Source organism: Streptomyces sp. KR55 (genome assembly GCF_052245645.1).
GTDB lineage: Bacteria > Actinomycetota > Actinomycetes > Streptomycetales > Streptomycetaceae > Streptomyces > Streptomyces flavusporus.
The window spans coordinates 1-20865 of record NZ_JBQQCE010000146.1; the positions used below are offsets into that span (position 1 = coordinate 1).

Annotated in this window: 17 protein-coding genes and 1 pseudogene; 9 read left to right on the plus strand and 9 right to left on the minus strand. The window is 70.5% G+C overall.

What is annotated here, in order from left to right:
• Positions 1-341 (minus strand): annotated as a pseudogene (locus ACTWQJ_RS22010) (IS200/IS605 family accessory protein TnpB-related protein); the annotation flags it as partial.
• 488 nt (positions 342-829) lie between these two features.
• Here ACTWQJ_RS22010 and ACTWQJ_RS22015 point away from each other — a divergent pair.
• A complete protein-coding gene (locus tag ACTWQJ_RS22015; RefSeq protein ID WP_443308326.1) occupies positions 830-1489 on the plus strand; it encodes a TetR/AcrR family transcriptional regulator in 660 nt (219 codons plus the stop codon).
• On the opposite strand, the gene ACTWQJ_RS22020 is transcribed toward ACTWQJ_RS22015, so the two are convergent.
• Genes ACTWQJ_RS22020 through ACTWQJ_RS22035 form a run of 4 tightly spaced genes read right to left on the minus strand, consistent with a single transcriptional unit; the run spans position 1473 to position 5775 of the window.
• Positions 1473-2840 carry a phenylacetate--CoA ligase family protein gene (locus ACTWQJ_RS22020; RefSeq protein ID WP_443308327.1) on the minus strand — a complete coding sequence of 456 codons (1368 nt, stop codon included), beginning with the start codon at positions 2838-2840 and terminating at the stop codon, positions 1473-1475. The two genes, ACTWQJ_RS22015 and ACTWQJ_RS22020, sit on opposite strands and share 17 nt — an antisense overlap.
• The gene (locus ACTWQJ_RS22025; RefSeq protein WP_443308328.1) at positions 2837-3490 is read right to left on the minus strand and encodes a carboxylesterase family protein; all 654 of its coding nucleotides are present in this window, start codon (positions 3488-3490) and stop codon (positions 2837-2839) included. Before ACTWQJ_RS22025 ends, ACTWQJ_RS22020 begins: the two co-directional genes overlap by 4 nt.
• A complete protein-coding gene (locus ACTWQJ_RS22030; RefSeq protein ID WP_443308329.1) occupies positions 3376-4503 on the minus strand; it encodes a carboxylesterase/lipase family protein in 1128 nt (375 codons plus the stop codon). The genes ACTWQJ_RS22025 and ACTWQJ_RS22030 overlap by 115 nt, the downstream gene beginning before the upstream one ends.
• A 33-nt stretch (positions 4504-4536) precedes the next feature.
• Entirely contained in the window at positions 4537-5775 is a 1239-nt protein-coding gene (locus ACTWQJ_RS22035) for a choice-of-anchor Q domain-containing protein (protein WP_443308330.1), read from the minus strand.
• Positions 5776-6146: 371 nt separating this feature from the next.
• Here ACTWQJ_RS22035 and ACTWQJ_RS22040 point away from each other — a divergent pair, with 371 nt between their 5' ends.
• A complete protein-coding gene (locus ACTWQJ_RS22040; protein WP_443308331.1) occupies positions 6147-6806 on the plus strand; it encodes a TetR/AcrR family transcriptional regulator in 660 nt (219 codons plus the stop codon).
• On the opposite strand, the gene ACTWQJ_RS22045 is transcribed toward ACTWQJ_RS22040, so the two are convergent.
• The 4 genes from ACTWQJ_RS22045 to ACTWQJ_RS22060 form a co-directional block, all read right to left on the minus strand.
• Entirely contained in the window at positions 6710-7660 is a 951-nt protein-coding gene (locus ACTWQJ_RS22045; RefSeq protein WP_443308332.1) for an SDR family NAD(P)-dependent oxidoreductase, read from the minus strand. The two genes, ACTWQJ_RS22040 and ACTWQJ_RS22045, sit on opposite strands and share 97 nt — an antisense overlap.
• Positions 7653-8258: a carboxymuconolactone decarboxylase family protein gene (locus ACTWQJ_RS22050; RefSeq protein WP_443308333.1), complete on the minus strand. Its 606-nt coding sequence runs from the start codon at positions 8256-8258 to the stop codon at positions 7653-7655. Before ACTWQJ_RS22050 ends, ACTWQJ_RS22045 begins: the two co-directional genes overlap by 8 nt.
• Positions 8259-8334: 76 nt before the next feature.
• Positions 8335-8568 carry a SpoIIE family protein phosphatase gene (locus tag ACTWQJ_RS22055; RefSeq protein ID WP_443308342.1) on the minus strand — a complete coding sequence of 78 codons (234 nt, stop codon included), beginning with the start codon at positions 8566-8568 and terminating at the stop codon, positions 8335-8337.
• A 157-nt stretch (positions 8569-8725) separates the two neighbouring features.
• Positions 8726-8917 (minus strand): hypothetical protein, encoded by a 192-nt coding sequence (locus ACTWQJ_RS22060; protein WP_443308334.1) that lies wholly within the window; start codon positions 8915-8917, stop codon positions 8726-8728.
• 97 nt (positions 8918-9014) lie between these two features.
• Between ACTWQJ_RS22060 and ACTWQJ_RS22065 the strand changes: the two genes are divergently transcribed.
• From ACTWQJ_RS22065 to ACTWQJ_RS22095, 7 genes are all read left to right on the plus strand, one after another.
• Positions 9015-11816: a SpoIIE family protein phosphatase gene (locus ACTWQJ_RS22065; protein WP_443308335.1), complete on the plus strand. Its 2802-nt coding sequence runs from the start codon at positions 9015-9017 to the stop codon at positions 11814-11816.
• Between the two features lie 632 nt (positions 11817-12448).
• Positions 12449-12919, plus strand: coding sequence for a hypothetical protein (locus ACTWQJ_RS22070; RefSeq protein WP_443308336.1), 471 nt, complete (start codon positions 12449-12451; stop codon positions 12917-12919).
• A 287-nt stretch (positions 12920-13206) separates the two neighbouring features.
• The gene (locus ACTWQJ_RS22075) at positions 13207-13515 is read left to right on the plus strand and encodes a hypothetical protein (RefSeq protein WP_443308337.1); all 309 of its coding nucleotides are present in this window, start codon (positions 13207-13209) and stop codon (positions 13513-13515) included.
• A 126-nt stretch (positions 13516-13641) separates the two neighbouring features.
• The gene (locus ACTWQJ_RS22080; RefSeq protein WP_443308338.1) at positions 13642-15078 is read left to right on the plus strand and encodes a Gfo/Idh/MocA family protein; all 1437 of its coding nucleotides are present in this window, start codon (positions 13642-13644) and stop codon (positions 15076-15078) included.
• Positions 15079-15765: 687 nt separating this feature from the next.
• Positions 15766-16524 (plus strand): helix-turn-helix domain-containing protein, encoded by a 759-nt coding sequence (locus ACTWQJ_RS22085; RefSeq protein WP_443308339.1) that lies wholly within the window; start codon positions 15766-15768, stop codon positions 16522-16524.
• Between the two features lie 303 nt (positions 16525-16827).
• Positions 16828-17241 carry a peptidase inhibitor family I36 protein gene (locus tag ACTWQJ_RS22090; protein ID WP_443308340.1) on the plus strand — a complete coding sequence of 138 codons (414 nt, stop codon included), beginning with the start codon at positions 16828-16830 and terminating at the stop codon, positions 17239-17241.
• 480 nt (positions 17242-17721) lie between these two features.
• Positions 17722-20859 (plus strand): ATP-binding protein, encoded by a 3138-nt coding sequence (locus ACTWQJ_RS22095; protein WP_443308341.1) that lies wholly within the window; start codon positions 17722-17724, stop codon positions 20857-20859.
• Positions 20860-20865: the final 6 nt, after the last annotated feature.

The window sequence follows — 20865 nt, forward strand, 5'->3', positions numbered from 1 at the left end:
ATCGTCTCGATCCCGGCTTCCAGGCTCTGGATGTGCGCGAGCTGGCCGCGCCGGGCGAGCGCCCACTGGTCGTGGGTGGCCTTCGTGATCGACCCGGCCCAGCGGGAGGAGGACTCCCCGGTCAGGGCCTGCTTGCGCTGCGCCCACTGCTCGGTGTCGTGATCGTGCCCGGCCGCGCACCGCGCCCTCAGGTCACGGGAGGCGAGCGAACCGAGGTGGTCGCCGACCAGGCGGAGAACCTTCTCGTCCCCGGCGGTCAGGCCCTTGAGCCGGGTACGGATTGCGACCCCCGAGGGGCCGGGCACCACGAACGGCGCCGCCACCTCCCGCAGTCCACCCACCACTTCACCCCCGATCCCGCATCGAAGAAATCCGTCACCACACCCAACGACCACCACCGCCGAAGGTCACGCATTCGATGCAAGAACTCCCGTTCCCTGCCAGGGGAGTGTGCCTGCCACTGCCCGGAGGCTCACTCGTACGCGCCCGAACACGCTCAAGTGCCGTCGATCGCCACCTGTTCACACCCCTACCGCCAGCAGCACCGGCACCGTAATCGGCTGCATCCCGAGCCGGACCCCGTCGTTCTGATCGTCGTCAGCCCAGATCGTCCATCGCATCGAGGGAGGCGATTCCGGCGGCCGCCACGGTTCTGCGGGCGGTCGGCAGGATGGCAGCTGTTCGGCAAGCCGGTGGACACCCGCAAGGAGTTCGGTTCCCCGGAGAACTGAGCCGACGAGGGCGGTCCGAGTCGATGCCCAACACCTGAGGACCGCCCCCCGTCCCTTCGAGGCCCCGTCGGCCTGTCTTTCCTCTAGAGTCGGGCTCTATGACGCAGGCACCGGCCCCAGGCCGCGGCGCGCGGTCCCGTGACGCGATACTGGACACCGCTGGCGACATGATGTCGCGCCACGGCTACGCCGCCACCTCCATCTCGATGATCTCCGCCGCGTGCGGTCTGCCGGTCAGCTCGATCTACTGGCACTTCGGCAGCAAGGACGGGATCTACGTGGCGGTGCTGGAGCGAGCCAGGACCGCGCTGCTGGCGGCGCTGCCCCCGGCCGAGGTGCCGGGCGCCGATGTCGCGCAGCGTCTGGACACCTTTCTCGCGGAGGTCGAGGACGCCTTCCAGCGTCACCCGCACGGTGTAAAGCTGCTGTTGGGGCTGGGCATGGTGCAGCAGGATGCCAGTGCGGCGGCCGTGGCCGAGGTGCGTCACTACCGCGACGCGCTGGTGACTTGGGCCCGCGATTCGGTGAGCTCCGTCTTCGCCCTGCGCGACCGCCCCGAGGTGGCGGACGAGTTGGCGCGCTTCACCCTGAGGATGGCGAGCGGAACCGCCGTGGCCCGTTGGTTCGAGCCGGGTACCGTCCTGGAGACCCGATCGCTGCGGGTGGCGCTGCTGGCGCTGGCGGCCCACCACGGCGTTCCGGTGCGGGGCGTCCTGGGCGAGGACGCCCCGTCGCGCGCCGTCACGACCAGGGAATGACGACCCGGTACTTGCCGCCCGGAGACTGTTCGGGTGGCTCGTGGGCGCGTTCGACGCTCACCTGGCCCGCCCCGTGGGCCGTGAGCAGGGCGACCATCTCCTTTCGCACCGTCGTCCACAGCCGGTCCCGATCGGCTCCTGCGGCGGACCGGATCCGCACGCGGAGATGGATGGGCGCCGTCTGGACGATCTGGAACAGGTCGATGTCCGGGATGCTCTCCAGGAGCGTCTCGAAAGCCATGGGCACGACAGAGACGGTGCCGCCGTCGCCGCGCGGGAAGGACAGCAGGTCGGCAGCGCGGCCGCGGACCTTGATCGCGGGGAGCGGGTCCCCGCACGGGCACGCGTCCGGGCGCAGTAGGACGCTGTCGCCGAGGTCGTAGCGCAGGATCGGCTGTGCCCATCGGCACAGGCTGGTCAGGAGCACGGTGAAGGACTCCTGACCGGGCGGGGTGGGGCGGTGGTCGGCGTCGACGGGCTCCAGGAGCAGCCAGTCGCTGTGGACGTGGAGCCATCCGAACGCGCAGCCGTAGGCCAGGGCGAGGCTCTCGTTGCAGCCGTAGCTGTTGACCACGTGCGCGCCGAAGGCCGAGCGGATCCTCTGGTGGTCGCGGTCACTGAGGCCCTCGGCCACCAGTGACACCACGGCCGGGGCGATGCGCAGCCGGCCCGTCAGCTGCTCGCCGGCGAGCAGCGCGATCACTGTGGCGTAGCCGCCCAGGAACGCCGGTCGGTAGCGGTTGAGTTGGTCCACCAGCTCGGACAGTGGTCTGTGCACCGACAACACCCGGCTGCCCCGCGCGTACAGGCGGCCGGCCGCGCGGGAGCGGGCGATGACCGTGTAGGCGGCCAGATGGCCGCTGGTGGCGACGATGTGCGCGGCCCGCATGCGGTGGGCGAGCAACCGGGCCGTCACCGAGGGGGTGAGGGTACGCCGGGCAGCTCGCAGCGACAGCGACCTGACGACCGCCGTCTCGCGGTCGTCGAGCAGGAACAGGCCGCGGTGGCCGGTGGTTCCCGACGTGGTGGTGACCAGGTATCTGCCCAGGAAGCGTTCTCCGACCCGTCGGGGGTCGGCGACGAAGGCCCGTACACGGTCGATCGTCACCTCGGGATCGGTGACCCAGTCGTCGAAGCGCGCCATCAGGATCTGCTTGCGTGTCACCGGCAGCAGGGCCGGGTCCTCGACGCGTTCGGGCAGGGTCCGGTACAACTCGCGGTAGTACGGGGAGTGGGCGCGGGCGAAGTCGACCATCGCGGCCAGGCGTTCCCGCTGTCGGCCCGCCAGGGCGTCCGGGCCCTGCCGCAGCGTCCGGCGCCCGTCCCGGATCAGGGCCAGCGTCGATGTCATCGCACGGCTCCTTGGAAAGTGGGGGAGGGCTGCCAGAACGCGCAGTGGTGATCGACCGCGAACCCGGTGGTGGGTCCGACCCGGTCCGGTGCCAGCACCTGGATGCGATCACCGTCGGCCGTGTAGCGCGGCCAGGCGGGAGCACCTGGCCCGTTGGGGTCGCCGGTGGCGACGAAGCGCGCCCAGTAGGCGGTCATCGTGGCGGACAGCCGCCGCTGGGCGGGCGTCAGGGGCGGTATCGCGTCCGTGGGGAAGAGATAGGCCAGCTCGGAGGCGTGGAAGGCACCCTGCGGCGTGTGCGGTGCCGGGATGAACGGCGGCGCCTGGGGGTCGTGGAACTCGTAGGCGTAGACGGGCGCCTGGTTGCTGTACAGCCGGCTGTCGGCCCGTGCCGGGCAGGCGAACCGCTGGTCGGTGCCGACGGCGGAGTAGGCCAGGTTCGCGGAGGGATACGCCGAGGCAGGGTAGGTGTCGAGGACCGCGGCCGAGCGGTTGCCGTGCTGGAGCCTGATGAGAGCGGCGTATGTGTCCGGAGTCAGCGGGCCGCCGCCGAGCCGAGCAGGCCCACGTACAGCGCGGTGAAGTAGCGGTATTCGTCGTGGGTGCTCCCGTTCAGCGTCGGCACCGCGTTGACGCGCCCCTCTGCCCATGCCGTCTGGGGTGGGCGGGGGAGGACGCGGGGCCCGGTGTTCGGGGCCCACAAGGATGCGGCCCCCGTGCCGGAGGTGCGGATGAGCTCGGTGGTGGGCACGGCACGCAGACAGTCCGCCGTGGTGGACGGGTCGGCGCAGCCGACCGAGGCAGCGAAGTCGTTCCCCTTCCGCTCGGCCGCGCCGAGTGTGAGCGGTGTCAGACCGCCATGGGAGGCGCAGCTTCCGCTCTGCTGGATCGCTCGGTGGAAGAGGTCTTTCGCGGTCGGCGAGGCGATGTGGAGGCAGGTGTCCGCCGAGCCGGCGGACTGGCCGCCCAGCGTCACGCGGTTGCGGTCGCCGCCGAAGGCACCGATGTTGCGCTGCACCCAGCGCAGCGCGGCCTGCTGGTCCATCAGGCCGTAGTCGCCTGAGGTGTGGTCCGCGCTCTCGGCCGACAGTGCGGGATGGGCGAGGAACCCCAGGGCTCCGAGGCGGTAGTTGACGGTCACCACGACCATGCCGCGTGCGGCCAGCGCCGCGGCGTTGTAGTCGCTGCCGGCGCCGTAGACGTTGCCTCCGCCGTGCAGCCACACCAGCACCGGCAGGGGGCGGCCGCCGGTGCGGGCGGGCGTCCACACATTGAGGTACAGGCAGTCCTCGGTGGTGCTACCGGTGCGGTTGGACTCGCCGGGCAGGACGGGTCCGCCGTCGGGCAGCAGCGTCAGCGGCAGTTGGGGACAGGGGTGGGCCGGTTCGGTGGCGTTCCGCACGCCGGGCCACCGCGCTGCGGGTTGCGGCGGACGCCAGCGCAGCTCACCGGTCGGCGGGGCGGCGAACGGGATCCCGTGGAAGACCTGCCCGCGGTCGCGGACGGCCGCGCCCCGCACCCAGCCCCGGTCGGTGCGTACGACCAGGGAGTCGGGGCCGGAATCGGCGCGGGCAGCGGGTGGGGGCACGGTCAGTGACAGGAGTAGGGCCACGACGGCGGCTGTGGCGCGGGCCGGAAAGCGGCGCGGGCTTGGGGCTTTCATCCATCGCTCCAGATGCCGGTATGGGGCTGGGGGTCATGGCGTGTGCTCGTAGGCGCCGATGTCGCAGGCGGCGCCCTGGGGTCGGGTGACGCCGCGCTGATCGGTGGCCGGGCAGCCGTCGGCCGCGTCCAGGGCGGGACTGCCCGGCAACAGGGCCGCGGTGTCCGTGGGGCCGCCGTTGTCCGCCAGCGGCCCGACCAGTGGGTCACGGCTGGGCAGGTCGCCCGCGGCGGTGAGCCGGCAGCTGCCGTCGCCGTCGATGTTGTGGCCCAGCGACGTGATGGTGGCGAAGGCCTTTTCGCAGTCGGCGGCCGTGCCGTCGACGGTGTTGCTCGCGACGACGGAGTTGCGCAGGGTCATGTGCCCCAGCGGCAGATCGATGATGTCGGGGATGGGCGCGGGCAGGCTGTCCAGGTAGGCCGGCGCGATGTTGATTCCGCCCCCGCCGTCGCTGGAACGGTTCCGCGTGATGGTCGAGTTGAGGATCTGCACGGTTGCCAGTCCGCGGATGTCGATGCCTCCGCCGTAGCCGCCGAGACTGCCGGGGCGGTTGCCGGGGTTCGTCACCCGGTTGTCGGCGATCGTCGAGTTCGTCACGGTGCCGCTGTCGTCGAATCTGATGCCCCCGGCCTCTCCGGCGGCGTTCCCGCTGACGGTGCTGTCGACGAGATCCAGGTGGGAGTCGGGCACGTTGAAGACGCCGCCGCCGTAGCCGGCGGAATTCCCGGTCACGGCGACCCGACGCAGCGTCAGATGCCCTTCATTGGCGATGCCGCCGCCACCGGTGTCGGTGAAGGGCAGTTCCCGCTGCCTGGCCCTGCCCCCGGTGATCGTCACATCGGACATGTGGGTGTCCGCCCGCAGGCGGAAGACCCGGTCCTGGTGGTCTGCGTCGATGACGGTGCTCCGCGCGCCGGCACCTCTGATCATGGTGGGCGCGTCGACGTTCAGGTCGCCCGTGGTCGGATCGGGATGGTCGCCGATGATCAGCCGGGGATCGGGCGGGATCGTCAGCCGGTAGTGGCCGGGAGGCAGCGTGATCGTACTGCCCGGCCGGGCGTTGGCGGCCATCACCGCGGCACGCAGGCTGCACGCGCCGGACGCGGTGAGGCACCGACCGTCCGACGCGTCGGCGTCCACCGCGTCGGACGTGGTGTCCACGGTGAACTTCGCCGGCTCGCCTTCCGGGTGGGCGTCGGCACCGGCGGCGGGATGCGCCGCAGTGGCGAGGAGGACGGCGGCGAGTGCCGCCTCGATGGCTCTGACCTTCATGCGCGGAACCCCTCTCGGCGAGGAATCTGGGCGTGCCAGGACTCGGCTGCGGCGAGGACTTCGTGCTGGTGCGCGATGCGCGGCTCGTACGGGGAGCGGTCGGTGCGGGCCGGCGGGTCGCACTCCGCGGGAACCGCCCGCGGTCTGTAGCGAGCGTTCCATTCAGGGTGGCCGGTGTCCACAGGCCGGCAGGGAGAATGGCCGAATGGAGGCGGCGCGGCTGTATGGAGCGGAAGCCGTTCGGGCGCTTGGGCGTTGGCCACGACGCCCCGGCCGAGTGGGCTGCCGTCCGCGGAGCTGTCGGCACGTCCACGGGGCTCTGCCGCCGTGCAGGCAGGGAGCCGCACCGGCAATGGCATACTGCAGGTCCGATGAGTGAACCAACCGTGGCGGCCCGACGCCACCCGACCAAGCGCGATGACCAGCGAGAGGCTTCCCGCCGCAGGCTCTTGAACGCGGCGCTGGAGATCCTCGCGGAGGAGGGCTACCGCGGGCTGACGGTGAAGAAGGTCGGCGACCGTGCCGGAGTCAGCCGAGGCATGGTCAACTACCACTTCACGTCCAAAGCCGGGCTCGTCGAAGCCGTGGTCGCCGATATCCGCGAGACGTTCATCGACCGCCTCCGGGCGCTGCCCGGGTACGCTCGGATGACCGGACTCCAAGCCGTGCTGGCCAAGCTCGACCAGCTCTTCGCCCGTCTGGCCGAACCCGAACCGGGCGTGCGGGCGCGGGCGTTGCTGGTGCTCCTTGTCGAGGCGGTCGGCAACGCCACCGGAGTGAAAGGCGTGTTGGCCGAACATCTCAGTCTCGTGCGGACCGGCGTCGAGGAGGACATCCGGCGGGGGATCGCGGATGGGAGCATCCGCCCGGACGTGGACGTGGTTGCGCAGGCGTTCCTGGTGGAGAGCATCGCTCGTGGCGTACTTCTGCAGTATCAACTGGACTCCGCTCGAACCCGCCTGGCGGACATCGCACGGGCTGCCCGCGAGACGCTGCTGCTCGGGCTCACGTCGACGCCGGGCGACGACTGAGCCCCCGGTCGCCCGCGGCCGGGTTCGGCGGCCGGACGGTCGGAGGCCGGGACGCCGCGCGTCACACGGCGCTGAGTCCGCCGTCCACCACCAGACTCTGGCCCGTGATGTAAGAGGCGCGGTCGGAGAGCAGAAACGTGACGGCCTCCGCGACCTCCCAGGCGGCCCAGCGGAATGCGCTCGAACGAGGCCGTCCGGGATGCCCGTTGGGCCGAGGCCTGCCGTCCCATGGGGGTGTCGATCAGGCCGGGGACGACCAGGTTGGCGCGGATCCGGCGTGCCCCTCCCTCCTTGGCGACGTGGCGGGTGAGCCCGTACAGGCCGGCTTTGGAACTGTCGTAGGCCGGCGAGTTGGTGGCGGCGCGCAAGCCTGCGACCGACCCGATGAAGACGATGGCGCCTCCGTCGGCCATCGCCGGCAGGCCGTGCTTGGCGGCCAGAAAGGGCGCACGCAGATTCAGGGAGAGCACCTGATCCCAGTCTTCGGGTGAGGAGCCTTCCAGACCGGCGCCGAGGCCCACCCCCACGTTGACCACGAGCGCGTCCAGTCCACCCAGCCCGCGGACCGCCTCGGCGACCATGGCGGCCGACCGGTCGGCATCAGTGGCGTCACCCGCCACGGTGACGCTCAATGTCCCCTCGGCACTGACCAGTTCGACGGTCACGGCGGCGGCGGGGGCGCACACGTCGGCACAGGCCACGTCGGCGCCCTCCCGGGCGGCGAGGACGGCGATCGCCCGGCCGTTGCCCATAGGTGCTCGTGGGTCGTCGTCGGCGCGGGTGCCCGCCCCGGCCACCAGTACTTTGCGGCCGGGCAGGCGGCGGGCGGCCTGCCCGGGGTGTCCTTCACCCATGACTGCGGGCCCTTTCCGCACAGCCCGTGCTGTCGAAGCCGGGGTCCAGTCGCACACCGGTGGAGTTCAGGAAGAAGGCCACCATGTGGTACTGCCCCACCAGCATGACGATCTCGATCAGTTCGGCTTCGCCGAAATGCCGGGCCAGGGCCTCCCAGGTGGCGTCGGACAGCGTTGCACCGCTGTTCAGCTCGTCAGCCGCCTGGATCAGGTGCCTCTCGAGGTCCGTCCAGCCGGGTGCTTCCGGTCCCTCGGTGACGCGGTCGATGTCCGCGTCCGTGATGCCCGCGGCTTTGGCCAGAGGGAGGTGCCGCCCCCACTCGTACCGGGCGCCGGTGTTGCAGGAGGTGCGCAGGATCAGCAGCTCGCGGAGCCTGTCCGGTAGTCGGCCCCTGCGGAGCAACTGGCCGCCGAAGGGCAGGAACTGCTCGTAGGGGTCGGGATGGCGCACGAGCGTGGTGAAGATGTTCGGAACCCGGCTTCCAGGGTCGCGGGGCGCGATGGCGAGCAGCTTCCGCGTCCTTGGATCCCAGTGCTCCTCGGGGAGTGGCATCAGCCGCGTACGAGCGTGCCCCGCGGGTTCGTGGCGCTGTGACATGGCGACCTCCAACGTCCGAGTAGTTCACTCTGGGATACTGGCTGAACGCTTAGCAAGTGAATGTCCGGTGACGGTCTCATCCGTGCCGAGCGATGTTTGGTTGGGGTGCCCTGGTCGGGTCCGAGCCAGGGGCCTCGATCAGACCGTCGGTGCAGTTCACCGGCAGACTGTGGGGAGCCAGAGGCACCTCGTGAGCCTCGAAGTCCTGTCTGCCCGGGCCCAGGGGTCGGCCCGTAGGTCCGCCGAGGAAGGCCTCCGCTCCCCGGTCGTCGGCGACCGCTGGGGGCGGGTGGCCCGCGCTGGCGATCAGATGGCGCCGACGTCCTGGAGGAAGGCCTGGCGCGGGTGCGCACCTCCGGCGTGGCGGTCGAGGTGGGGGAGTTTCAGGGCGGCCTGTCCTGTCTGGGCAAGCGGCAAGCTGCGAAAGCTGCGGTGGCGGGGGTGGGAACGGAGCAGCCCCGACCACCTCATTCGGATCTGAAGGGCGTGTCGCTGAGGACCTGAGCGCGCAGGAGGGTCAGCGGGTAGGGCCGGAAGGATCTCTCGCGGACGCCGTCGGAGCGGCCTGCGAACAGCTCGTACGCCGCCGGACCCTCGGAGAGGGTGAAGCGGTGGGAGACCAGCCCGGTACCAGTCAACAGCGAGGCCTGTGGTGGCATGGGCGCAGTTCTGCTCCAGCGTGTCGGGCAGGACCAGGAGCGGCAAACGGTGTCGGGTGAGTCGGTCGGGTCCGCACGGCGGTGATATGAAAGGTATATGCGGGCATCGATCAGGCGATATCCGACTCCGCCGCGTCATCCGCCCACCGGACGTTCGCACGACCGTCGCGCTTCCCTGCTGAACCCGCACAGCGCAGCCGGGCAGGTCTTCCTTCTCCAGGTCGCGATCGTGGTGCTGTTGGTCGTGACTGCGGTGACCGCCCTGCTGCTCCAGGCGGCAAACGACGCTCTGCAGCAGGGGCGCAGGGAGTCGGTCGTCGCGGCCCAGGCGTTCGCGAGTGCCCCCGATGTCGTCCAGGCGTTCCGCAGCCGGGACCCGACCGCGGTGCTGCAGCCGCGAGCCGAAGCGGCACGGAAGCGAGCGGGCGTGGATTTCATCGTTGCCATGAACACAGAGGGAATTCGTTATACGTACCCCTACCCGGAGGAGATCGGACAGAAGTTCGTCGGCACCATCGAACCCGCACGGGAAGGGCGTACCGTCATCGAGCAGGCCGGCGGCCCGCCCCTACCCGCAGGCAAGGGCACGGCCGTGCAGGCTGTGGTGCCGGTGACCGACTCCCGCGGCACGGTCGTCGGCCTGGTCTCCGCAGGGATCACGGTCAAGAACGTGTCGAGACTGTGGATGCCACAGCTGCCGATCATCCTCGGTGCCGGCGCGGCGGCGCTCGTGCTGGCCACGACCGGTACGACCCTTGTGTCCCGGCGGCTGCGGCGGCAGACCCACGGCATGGCGCCGGCGGAACTGGCGCGGATGTACAAACACCACGACGCCGTCCTGCACGCTGTGCGGGAAGGAGTGCTGATCACTGACGCCGACGGTCGGCTGGTGCTGGCCAACGACGAGGCGCAGCGACTGCTGGGCCTTCCGGCGGCGGCGCAGGGGCGCCATGTGCGGGAGCTGGGGCTGCCCGAGCAGATCGGGCGCTTGATCATGTCGCCCGAGGTGGTGACCGATGAGGTGCATCTCGCGGAGGACCGCTTGCTGGCGGTGAACAAGCGGCCCACGTTCCCGAACGCTGTCCGGGAAGGCAGCGTGGTGACGTTGCGGGACACAACCGAGCTGGCTGCAGTCTCGGGGCGGGCCCAGGTGGCGCGGGAGCGACTGAAGCTGCTGTACGGGGCCGGGGTGCGGATCGGGACGACGCTGGATGTGAGGCGTACGGCCCAGGAGCTGGCCGAAGTGGCCGTGCCGCAGTTCGCAGACGTCGTCACGGTCGATCTGCTGGATTCGGTGCTGCAAGGATCAGAGCCGACGGCCGAGGGATGGCGGCATCTCCGGCGTGTGGCGACCAGCGGCGAGCACCGCATGATGCCGGTGTTTCGCGTCGGCGAAGTGATCACGTACCCGCCGGGGACCCCGCAGATGCGGACGCTGCCGGAGGGACAGGGCGTACTGGAGACGGACCTGCGGCAGGCTCACGGTTGGCAGGAGCACGATCCGGATCGCGCTCGAGAGGCTCTGGAACGCGGGTTGCATGCGCTGGTCACCGTGCCGCTGCGGGCGCGGGGAGTACCGCTGGGCGTGGCGAACTTCTACCGGGCGGGTGACTCCCCGCCGTTCGAGCCGGAGGACGTGTCCTTCGCGGAGGAGTTGGCCGCGCGCGCCGCGGTGGCCCTCGACAACGCCCGGAGATTCACCCGGGAACACACGATGGCGGTGACACTGCAGCGCAGTCTGCTGCCGCGAGGGCAGCCGGACCAGGACGCGCTGGACGTGGCCTGGCGATATCTGCCGGCGGAGGCGGGGGTGGGTGGCGACTGGTTCGACGTCATCCCGCTGCCGGGCGCTCGAGTGGCGCTGGTGATGGGCGACGTCGTCGGTCACGGGCTGCACGCCGCGGCGACGATGGGGCGACTGCGCACCGCGGTGCACAACTTCTCCACGCTCGACCTCCCCGTGGAGGAGGTGCTCGGGCACCTGGACGACCTGGTCGTACGCATGGACAACGAGGAGAGCACCGGCAACGCCACGGAGGGACACGAGAGTGAGGGCGTGACGGGTGCGACGTGTCTGTACGCGATCTACGACCCGACAGCGGGGACATGCACGATGGCCCGTGCAGGACACCCCGACCCGGTGGTGGTGAGTCCGGACGGGACCGTCACCTTTTCCGACACGCCGGCATCGGTCCCGCTCGGGTTGGGAGGCCACCCCTTCGAAACCGCCGAGTTGTACCTGCCTGAGGGCTCACAACTGGTGCTGTACACCAACGGCTTGGTGGAGGACCGCACCCGCGACCCGGACGTCGGGCTGGATACGCTGCGTCGGGCGTTGGACGGGGCCGGGAGGCGTACTGCGGAGGAGACCTGTCAGGCGGTGATCGATGCGTTGAAGCCGGCGCATTCCTCCGACGACATCGCGCTGCTCGTGGCACGTACCCGGCTGTTCCCGCCCTCGTGCGTGGCCCAGTGGGACGTGCCGTCAGACCCTGCGGTGGTGCCCTCGGTGCGGGCACACTGCACGGAGAAGTTGCGGGAGTGGGGTCTGGAGGACATCGGGTTCACCACCGAGCTGATCGTCAGCGAGCTGCTGACGAACGCGATCCGGTACGCATCGCCGCCCGTCACGGTGCGGCTCCTGTACGGAGGCTGCCTGATCTGCGAAGTGTCAGACGGCAGCAGCACCTCGCCGCGCCTGCGGCGGGCGACGACCATGGACGAAGGCGGGCGGGGACTGTTCCTCGTGGCACAGTTCGCACAGCGCTGGGGAACGCGGTACACACCCCGCGGCAAGGTCATCTGGGCAGAACAGAGCGCTCACGACGGCGCATCCGCCGCCACCGGCCACACACCTGTCGACGTTCTGCTCGAGCAGTTCGGGGATCCTGCCCTGTGACTTGGACAGCGTCTCTGCTGCCGGTGCGCTGCGCGGGGCAGCCTCGTGCGGTCCGTTGGTGCGTGTCCCTCCGGACGTGCCCGCCGGGCCGCGGGGGCTGGTGGGGGAGGGTGCCCTGCGTCGCCTGGGCGCGGGGCGTGTGCGTCGGCGCCGGGTGGGGCCGGTCTTGGACCGGTCCTTCCGGCGAGTCTCGGCGGTCGGGGTGATGACCTGGACGCGTGATCCTTAGAGCCATCCGGCGCCGGCGCGAGCGCCGGGCCGCCGAGCGGCAGGACGCGCACGTCGAAGCCCGGCTACGGGAGTCGGCAGGTAGCCCAGCCGCCGCACAGGGCAGCGGCTGGGCAAGGAAGTTGGTCAGCATGAGCTACGCCAGCGCGGCCATGCGCTCCTGGATGAGTGCCTCAGCCAGCGGGTGGTGAACTGTCCGGACGGATGTCGCACAGCCTTCTGACCAGCCCGGACAGAATCCAAGTGTCCGGGACACAGACGAACCCTTGCTGTCGGGATGCCCCTCCACAAGCATCCGACGCGAACGTCGGTCAGCTGAAGGAACAAGTGGTCCGCCGGGGGGACTGACATCCCGGAATCGGCTACAGGTCTTCATCAGGATCCCTATCGAGGGGGAAGGCAGCATGAGACTACGCAAGGCGGCCGCGAAGGCCACTGTGGCAGTTGCGGCCGGAACGCTGGTGGTCTTTGGGGCGCAGCCAGCCCACGCGGTCACCTATCGCGTAGCGGCGTACAGCGCCAACGAGGCCAGCTATGGCGAGGGTACGTACAGCTACTTCCAGCCCGGCGGACAGTGTGAATACGCCAGCTACGCGGCCCGTTTCGACGGGTCGATCACGGACGTGAAGCGGTTCGACTCGTACGGGGCAGCACTCAAGGTGACGTATCAGCGGTGCTCAGCGACACATTGGGGCACCACCGAGTGGGACTACCAGGAAGAAATCATCGGCTACAACGGCCCGAACCAGGTATGGGCCGACCGGACCACGGTCAGTGAGACCTGGGGGGACGTCAAGGACGTGCACTTCTACACATGCAACTGGAACCCCTCCACCGGCGCGGTGGGCACCTGTGCCCGGATGACGAAGCAGTAGGACTTGATCCAGGATTCCCAGGACTTCCGTGCCTTCCTGGGGCAGCAGGGCATACGAAATCCCGGCCACCGCAGGGACGGTGGCCGGGCTCGGTGTGCTACCTCCTTCCTCCTCGGGGTAACAGACCAACCGACGGAATCCGCTCACCTGCTGAAACACCTCTGCGGAGTGGAAGTCCCGCGAAGGAGTGTGGAGTTCCCGGTGGACCGCGGTACGCCGATGTCGTCGGTCTGGTGGTCATGGCGGGTTCCCAGGTCGGGAACCCGCTGGTGGCGAAGACTTCGAGCGTGGTGAGGAAGACCTCGAAGGTGGCCGGGAAGCCCCGTCCGAAGCGCCCGCCGATCTGTCAGGGACAGATCAAGACCAGTCGGATCGTGAACCGGCTGCGGGAACTGCACGAGCTGGGCGGCGATCCGTCGTACGAGCGGTTCCCGGCCGCGGAGGAGCTGTTCCTCGTGCTGGGACATGCGCAGACGTGGGCTGGCAAGTTGAAGCAGCCGCAGCGCAAACCGGTCCTGTGCGCGAGTGGGGCCCGCGACCGCCGAGGAAGGCTTGGGGACGTCACGGGGCGGTCGAACTGCTGGCATGCCCGCTGAGGGCTGGATGCTCATTTCTGCTCGAAACAACGGGTCTTTGAGCAGCTATTGACGCATCGGGCTTCGGTCGCCACAGTCATGCGGCAACAAGAGCAGCCGGCCACACACAAGGGAGCGTTCAGCGCCATGCATGAAACCCCTGCTGTCTCACGCCGTACTCTCATGGGCGGGGCTCTGGCCTCCGGTGCCGTCGTCGCAGGTCTTGGCACCACGGCCTCCGCCACGCCGGCCACCGCCCCGATCACCGATACCCCTCCGGCCCGCCGACGCGGCCAGAAGTCAATGATCAACGTGCCCTTCGACGCGTACCGGACGGTCCGTGTCGCCCTGATCGGCCTCGGCAACCGAGGCCATGGCATGGCCTCGGGATGGGCCGCGGTTCCGGGGTGCATCGTGACGGCCGTGTGCGACGTCCGCGCCGACCGCGCCAGACGAACCGCCGACAAACTGGTTGCCGAAGGCCGGCCCCGCCCGGCCGAGTACGGCGGCTCCGCCGACGCCTACGAACGCATGCTGCGCCGCGAGGACATCGACCTCGTCTACGTGGCCACCCCCTGGGAGTTCCACTACGAGCAGGGCCGCGCCGCCCTGCTGTCCGGCAGGCACGCCATCGTCGAACTGCCCGTCGCCACCGAACTGCACGAGCTGTGGGACCTCGTCGACACCAGCGAGCGGATGCGCAGACACCTGTTCCTGTCCGAGAACTGCAGTTACGGACGCAACGAGCTGGCGATGCTCAAGATGGCCCACGACGGCCTCTTCGGCGACGTCACCAACGGCCACGGCGGCTACCTGCACGACCTGCGCGAGCTGCTGTTCTCCGACACGTACTACACCGACGCCTGGCGGCGGTTGTGGCACACCCGCAGTACCGCGTCGTTCTACCCCATGCACGGGCTCGCCCCGATCGCAGCAGCCATGGACATCAACCGCGGCGACCGCATGACGACGTTGCGGGCCACCGCCACCGAGCCCAGAGGCCTGGCCGACTACCGCGAGCGGTTCATCCCGCGATCCCACCCCAGCTGGAAGGAGACCTACATCAACGGTGATTTGATCACCTGCCTGATCGACACCGCCCAGGGCCGCGTGATCCGCGCCGAGCACGAGGTCAGCTCGCCCCGCCCCTACAGCCGTATCAACTCACTCGCCGGCAGCCGCGGCATCTTCGAGGACTACGCGGGTGTGACCTCCGCGAGCGGAGGCCGCGTGTACCTCGAGCCCGATCACAGCGGCCACATCTGGCGGCCGTTCGACACCTACCTCAAGGAGTTCGACCACTGGCTCTGGCAGAAGATCGGTGACGATGCGGCCAACAACGGCGGACACGGCGGAATGGACTACGTCCTGCAGTGGCGCACCGTCCAGCAGATGCGCGCCGGGCTCATCCCCGACATGGACGTCTACGACGCCGCCGTCTGGTGCTCGCCGATCCCGCTCAGCGTCAAGTCCCTTGCGGCGCAAGGCCGTCCGGTCGCCGTTCCCGACTTCACCCGCGGCTCCTGGGTCAATCGCCGCACGGGCCTCGACTCACGCCCCAGCGAGATGCCGCCAGTCACCTGACGATCAGCCCCGAACCGGCGGGAGGGGCTGTCGACGGTCATGAAAGTCGCGGGGCAGTCGCAGCGTTCGCGAGCCGGACACCGATCGACTGCCCCGTGCCTCATCTTCCGGATGGAGCGGAGCCCCCGGATCCCACACAGCCGCTCGTCCCCGCCCCACAAGGCCGTCGGAGGGATCGACGCGGTGGGCGCGAGCGTCATCCACTGGCACGTCAGCGACCGCGTCGGAGTCGTGAGAACGGGTGTGGAGTTGGCGCGAGCGGGGCCAGCAGGACCGGGATGTGGCAGAGCAACTGGTCGAATGGGCCCGCCGCGAGGGGGGTGAATTTTGTCGGCGAGGGCGGGCGGCCTGCGCCAACCTGAACTGGATCATGCCGGACCACGGGGCCTTCATGCGTCCAGCGTCATCCGCCGGCAGGTGGCGCGCACCCGGCTTGAGAGGCGTCCGCCGGGCTGCATCTGCTCCAGGTCAGGACTGAGCACACCAGCCCGGCGAATGGCTGAATTCACGGCAGCCGTCGCCGCCGCCTGCGCCCATCCTGGTGCGGGGTGATGCATGCGTTACTTCTCTCGACCGGAGCGAGGCTGGGAGCTGGCATACGAGGTACCGGATCAGCGTATGCGTCCGGGAGTCATCCAGTACCGCGGATTCCGCTTCTGGTTTGACAGGCCGAGGAAACGGCTCGAAGTGCCCGACGGCGCCGTGACACTGGTGCTCGCATTCGAGCGCGAGGTGCAGGTTACCGACATCACCGAAAGACCAGTCAGTTCGGTACCCGGAAAGCTCTATACCTCGCTGCTCTCCGCGCTCCGCACCCGGGCGGCACTCGGCGAACACAGCGGCAGCCTGTACGGCATGGAGGTCGTGCTCGAACCTTGGGCGGCGTACACTCTGTTCGGAGTCGCCATGCACGAATGGGCCGAGTGCATCATCGACCCAGATGACCTGGTCGGCAGCCGCGTCGGTTGCCTGACCGACGCGCTGTCCTGCCTGCCCGACTGGGCGCAGCGGTTCCGGCTGCTTGACGCCACCCTGGGGCGCTGGTGGGCCGACGGCCCCATGAGCTCGCCCCGGGTGGTGTGGGCGTGGCAGGAGCTGCGCCGCACGGCGGGTGCTGTTCCCATCCGTTGTCTGGCGGCGCAGACGGGCTGGGGGTGGCGGCAGTTCGAGAACCGCTTCCGGCAGCAGATCGGCCTTCCTCCCAAGACGGTGGCCCGGATCATGCGGTTTCACCAGGCACTGAGTCTGCTCAGCGCCGGCCGTACGGCGGCCCATACCGCGCTTGCCTGTGGCTTCTCCGACCAGGCGCATATGAGCCGCGAAGTGCGGAGTATGACCGGTTTCCCTCCGTCCCGACTCCTAGCGGCACGTGTGCCCGCATCCGCCGACCTGCCGATGAACGACCGGATCGACGGCCAGCTCACCAGCTTCCGGTTCCCCGGCTGACAACCGTTCGCGTCTGGACCGCGCCGCTGCCCCGTCCGCACTGCGAATTTCTTCAAGACAGTGCGGCGCGCCCGCTGCCAGGATTCCCACGGCGGTGACCGAACCGTCGCAGCACCTCAACAGGTGACCCTCAAGCTGTCGGTGATGTCCGTCGTCCGCAGCGGGCAGCGATGAGGTGGTGCGGCGACGCGTGCCGTCGCAATATCCAGGTGCCCAGACCAGGTGCCGGCCGTTGTGAGGCACCGCCGTCAGCCCGGTACGGAATTGTGCGGGGGCTGAGCGGTGCGAGAGGGGAATCTCTGCATGCGGAAGACGACGAAGTTGCGTACGAGCCTGATCGGCGGATTCGCGGCTGTGGTGGCAGTCGCTGGGCTGACCCTGCCGGAAACGGCACAGGCAGCCCCGGTCCCCGGCTGGGGCGACTGCCCGGAGCAGCATGTCTGCTTCTGGACGGGCGACAACGGTACGGGCTCGATGTGCCATTGGTCCGGCGACGACCCGGACTGGCGCGCGGGCGCTATTCAGTGTTCCTGGTCCGCAACCAGGAGGGCGCAGTCTGTCTACAACAACGGCACCAGTGGCGCGTCGGTGTCGTACTACACAGGTGCGAACTACGGGGGCAGCCGTGCGGGCTGCACCGCAAAGGGCGGGCGCGGGAACTTCGTGGGCAACAATGGCGCGGGTTACTACCTCCGTTCCCACAAGTGGTCCTGCTGAGGGCAACTGACTGGCCGCGCCCCGTCCCTGTCGGTACAGGGAGGAACTGGGGCGCGGCCCTCGCTACGCACGGCACCGGGTGCCGGAGTGCTCCTCGCCGGCGCTGCAGCGTGCGGCGGCGTCATCCAACAAACGGCTCCCACACGGTTGGGCCGCGTACCAGCTTTCGGTCGGCAACATTCCCACAGCGGTTACTGTCTAGCTGTAGCGGACCACGACGTTGGTGACACCGGTCCGCAGCCGAGACGCGGGCGGCTGTCATCGGCAGAGGAATGGGGTCGGTGCCGGCAGCGCGTAACCAGGTACGTGCTCTTACGGGCGGAGTTGGCCGACGCGCGGTGGCACGGGCTGCGGGCACGGCGGCGGGATCGGTTGGCGCGGGTGCAGGAACGGTCGGCGCGGCTGCGGCAGCCGCCCGCGCAGCGGGAGTTCGGCCCGCGGCGGGAGTTCCGGCGGCCGGGCCTTGGCTAATCTGCACGGGTGACCACCGATCTGACCCTGCTGCCGCGTGTCGCCTATCGCGGAGAGGAGATCACCGCGCCCCGGCTCCGCGGTCTCCTCGCGCTGCTCGCGGGCGACTTGCGCACGGGCTGCAGCACCGAGCGGCTTGTGGCAGGGCTGTGGCCGGACGAGTTGCCGGAGCGGCCGGGAAAGGCGGTGCAGGTCCTCGTGTCCAGGGCGCGGGCGCAGCTGGGCGCCGACGTCCTCGTCAGCACGCCGACCGGATACCGGCTCACACTCGCCGAGGACCAGGTCGACAGCTCCGCCCTGCTGCTGCACGCCGCCGCGAGCGCGGAGCGGGCCAGGGCCGGGGACCACGCGGGATCGCTGGCTGCGGCCGAGGCCGGGCTCGCTCTGTGGGAGGGCAGTCCTGACGGGGTCGGCGACACCGACGACCCCGCAGCCGCGTTGCGCACCGAGCGCGCCCCCGTCCGCGGCACGCTCGTACGCGCGCAGGCGCTCGCGCTCGCCCGCCTCGGACGACACGCGGAGGCGGCCGGGCCGCTGGCCGTGGCCGCCTCGGAGCATCCGCGCGACGAGGAAGTGCTCGCCGAGCTGCTGCGCGGCCAGGCGGCGACGGCGGGCCCGTCCGCCGCGCTGATGCGGTACGAGGCGTACCGCCGTGAGCTGCGCGACGAGCTCGGCACGGATCCGGGCGCCGGGCTCAAGGCCGTACAGCAGGAGCTGCTGCGCGGCGAGGCGCCTCTGGTCAGGCACGGCGTGCCGCACGAGCCGAACCCGCTCCTCGGCCGGGACGAGGACATCGCGGCGGTGGCGCGGCTGCTGCGCGCCTCCCGCGCCGTCACCGTCGTCGGCCCCGGCGGCCTCGGCAAGACCCGGCTCGCGCACGCCGTCAGCCGCCGGGCCGAGCAGCGCGTGGTGTATTTCGTGCCGCTCGCCGGCGTCACAGCGGACGAGGACGTGGCCGCGGAGGTGGCCTCTGCGCTCGGCGCGGGCGAGGGGCGGCACGGCGCCATGAGCGGCCACGCCTCGGCCGACCCGGTGTCCGGCATCCTCGGCGTGCTCGGCTCGGGGCCCGCGCTGCTGGTCCTCGACAACTGCGAGCAGGTCATCGGGGGCGCCGCCGACCTCGTACGGGCCCTGGTCTCGTCCTCGAAGGACCTGCGGGTACTCGCCACCAGCAGGGCCCCGCTGGGCCTCACATCGGAGGCGGTGTACACGCTGCCGGAGCTCGGTCTCGACACCTCGGTCGAGCTGTTCACACAGCGGGCCCGGGCTGCCCGGCCCGGCGTGGAGCTGCCGCCGGACGCGGTGGCCGAGCTGTGCCGCCACCTCGACGGGCTGCCGCTCGCCGTGGAGCTGGCCGCGGCGCGGGTACGGGTCCTTTCGGTGCCGGAGATCGCCCGCCGCCTCGGCGACCGGTTCGCGCTGCTGCGCGGCGGGGTGCGGGACGTCCCGGAGCGCCACCGCACGCTGCACGCGGTCGTGGACTGGAGCTGGAATCTCCTCGCGGAGGACGCGCGGGCGGCGCTGCGCACGCTGTCCGTCTTCCCCGGCGGCTTCACCGGCGAAGCGGCGGAGCACGTGCTGGGCGAGGACGCGCTGTTCCTCCTTGAGCAGTTGGCCGATCAGTCGCTGCTCACAGTCGCCGACACCCCGGCCGGCGTGCGGTTCCGGATGCTGGAGACCGTACGGGAGTTCAGCGCGGCCCGGCGCGCGGAGGCGGGCGAGGAAGAGGAAGCCATCGGCTGGTTCCTCGCCTGGGCGCGGGACTTCGGGGTCGCGTACCACGACTGGTTCTTCGGCTCGGAACCCCTGGCCTCCTGGGAGCGGATCAGGGCCGAGCAGGACAACCTCGTGCTGGCCCTGCGGCACGCCCTGGCCCGTACGGACGGCCCCACCACCGCCACCCTCACCGCCGTCCTCGCCGCCCTGTGGTCCACCGGCTCCAGCTACCCCCGCCTCACCGCCCTCGCCGCGGACACCGGCCCGCCGCTGTCGCACTACTACCCCGAGCCCGAATACGTCGAAGTCGCCCGCGCCGCTGCGGTGTTGTGCACGACGAGCCTGTTCATGGGCTACGGCCCGCACGCCGTACGCCACCTCGTCACCCTCCGGCGGCTGCCCCCGGCCCCGCCGGACACCCTGGTGCGCGCCATCGCGGTAGTGCTGAGCGCCATCCCTGAGATGCTGCCTCCCGACTATGAAGTGCTGCAGAAACTCTGCGACAGCGAGCAGCCGCTGCTCGCCGGCATCGCCGAGTGCGTCGCCACCTACATCTGGGAGTACGAGCACGACATCGACCGCGCGCTCGCCTCGGCCCGCCGGATCATCGCCCCACTGGCGCCGGTCGACAACCCGTTCCTGCAGGTCATGGGCCACGCCCGGCTGGGCGAGCTGTGCTTGAAGACGGAGCAGGGCGAGGCCGCGTACGGGCACCTCAAGGCGGCGCTCGAGGTGCTGCCGCGGCTCGGTGACGAGCACGACTCCATCGGCGTCCGCAGTGGCCTCGTCCTCGCCTGCCTGCAGCGCGGCGACCCTGACGAGGCCGAGTACTGGCTGCGGCAGGCGGAGGGCCACAACACCCCGCAGCAGGACGACTTCCACAGCCCCGGCCTCGGCGGGCGCGCCGAGATCGCGCTCGCCCGCGGGCTGACCGAGGTCGGGCTCGGTTTGTGGCGCAGCGCCGTGCAGGGGATGCCCGAGGCCGGCTCGATGCACAGCGGCGACCCCTTCCTCGACCGGTGGGCGCTGCAGATCCAGTCGGCGGCGGTGACGGCGCACGCGCATGCCGGCCGTCTCGAGCTGGTGGCGGAGCCGGTCGACCGGCTGCGGCAGGGGCTGCGGACCCTGCTCTCCGGTCCGCCCCACTCGCCCATGGAGCTCCCTGTGTTCGGGACGGTGCTGCACGCCCTTGGCATGGCGGGGCTCGCCTCCGGCGACGCCGCCGCCGTACGGATGATCGCGCTGGCCGAACGGCTGCGGGTGCTACGCGATTACCAGCCGACGATGTCGGCGGACCGCGCCCGGAAGGCGGCCGAGGACGCCGACAGGGCGGCGTACGCCGACGCGGTGTCGGAGTACGCCGCCCTGGAGCGGGACGAGTTGCGGGAGGCGGCCCGCGCTGTCATGGCGGTTACTTCGGGTCGCGGTTGAACAACG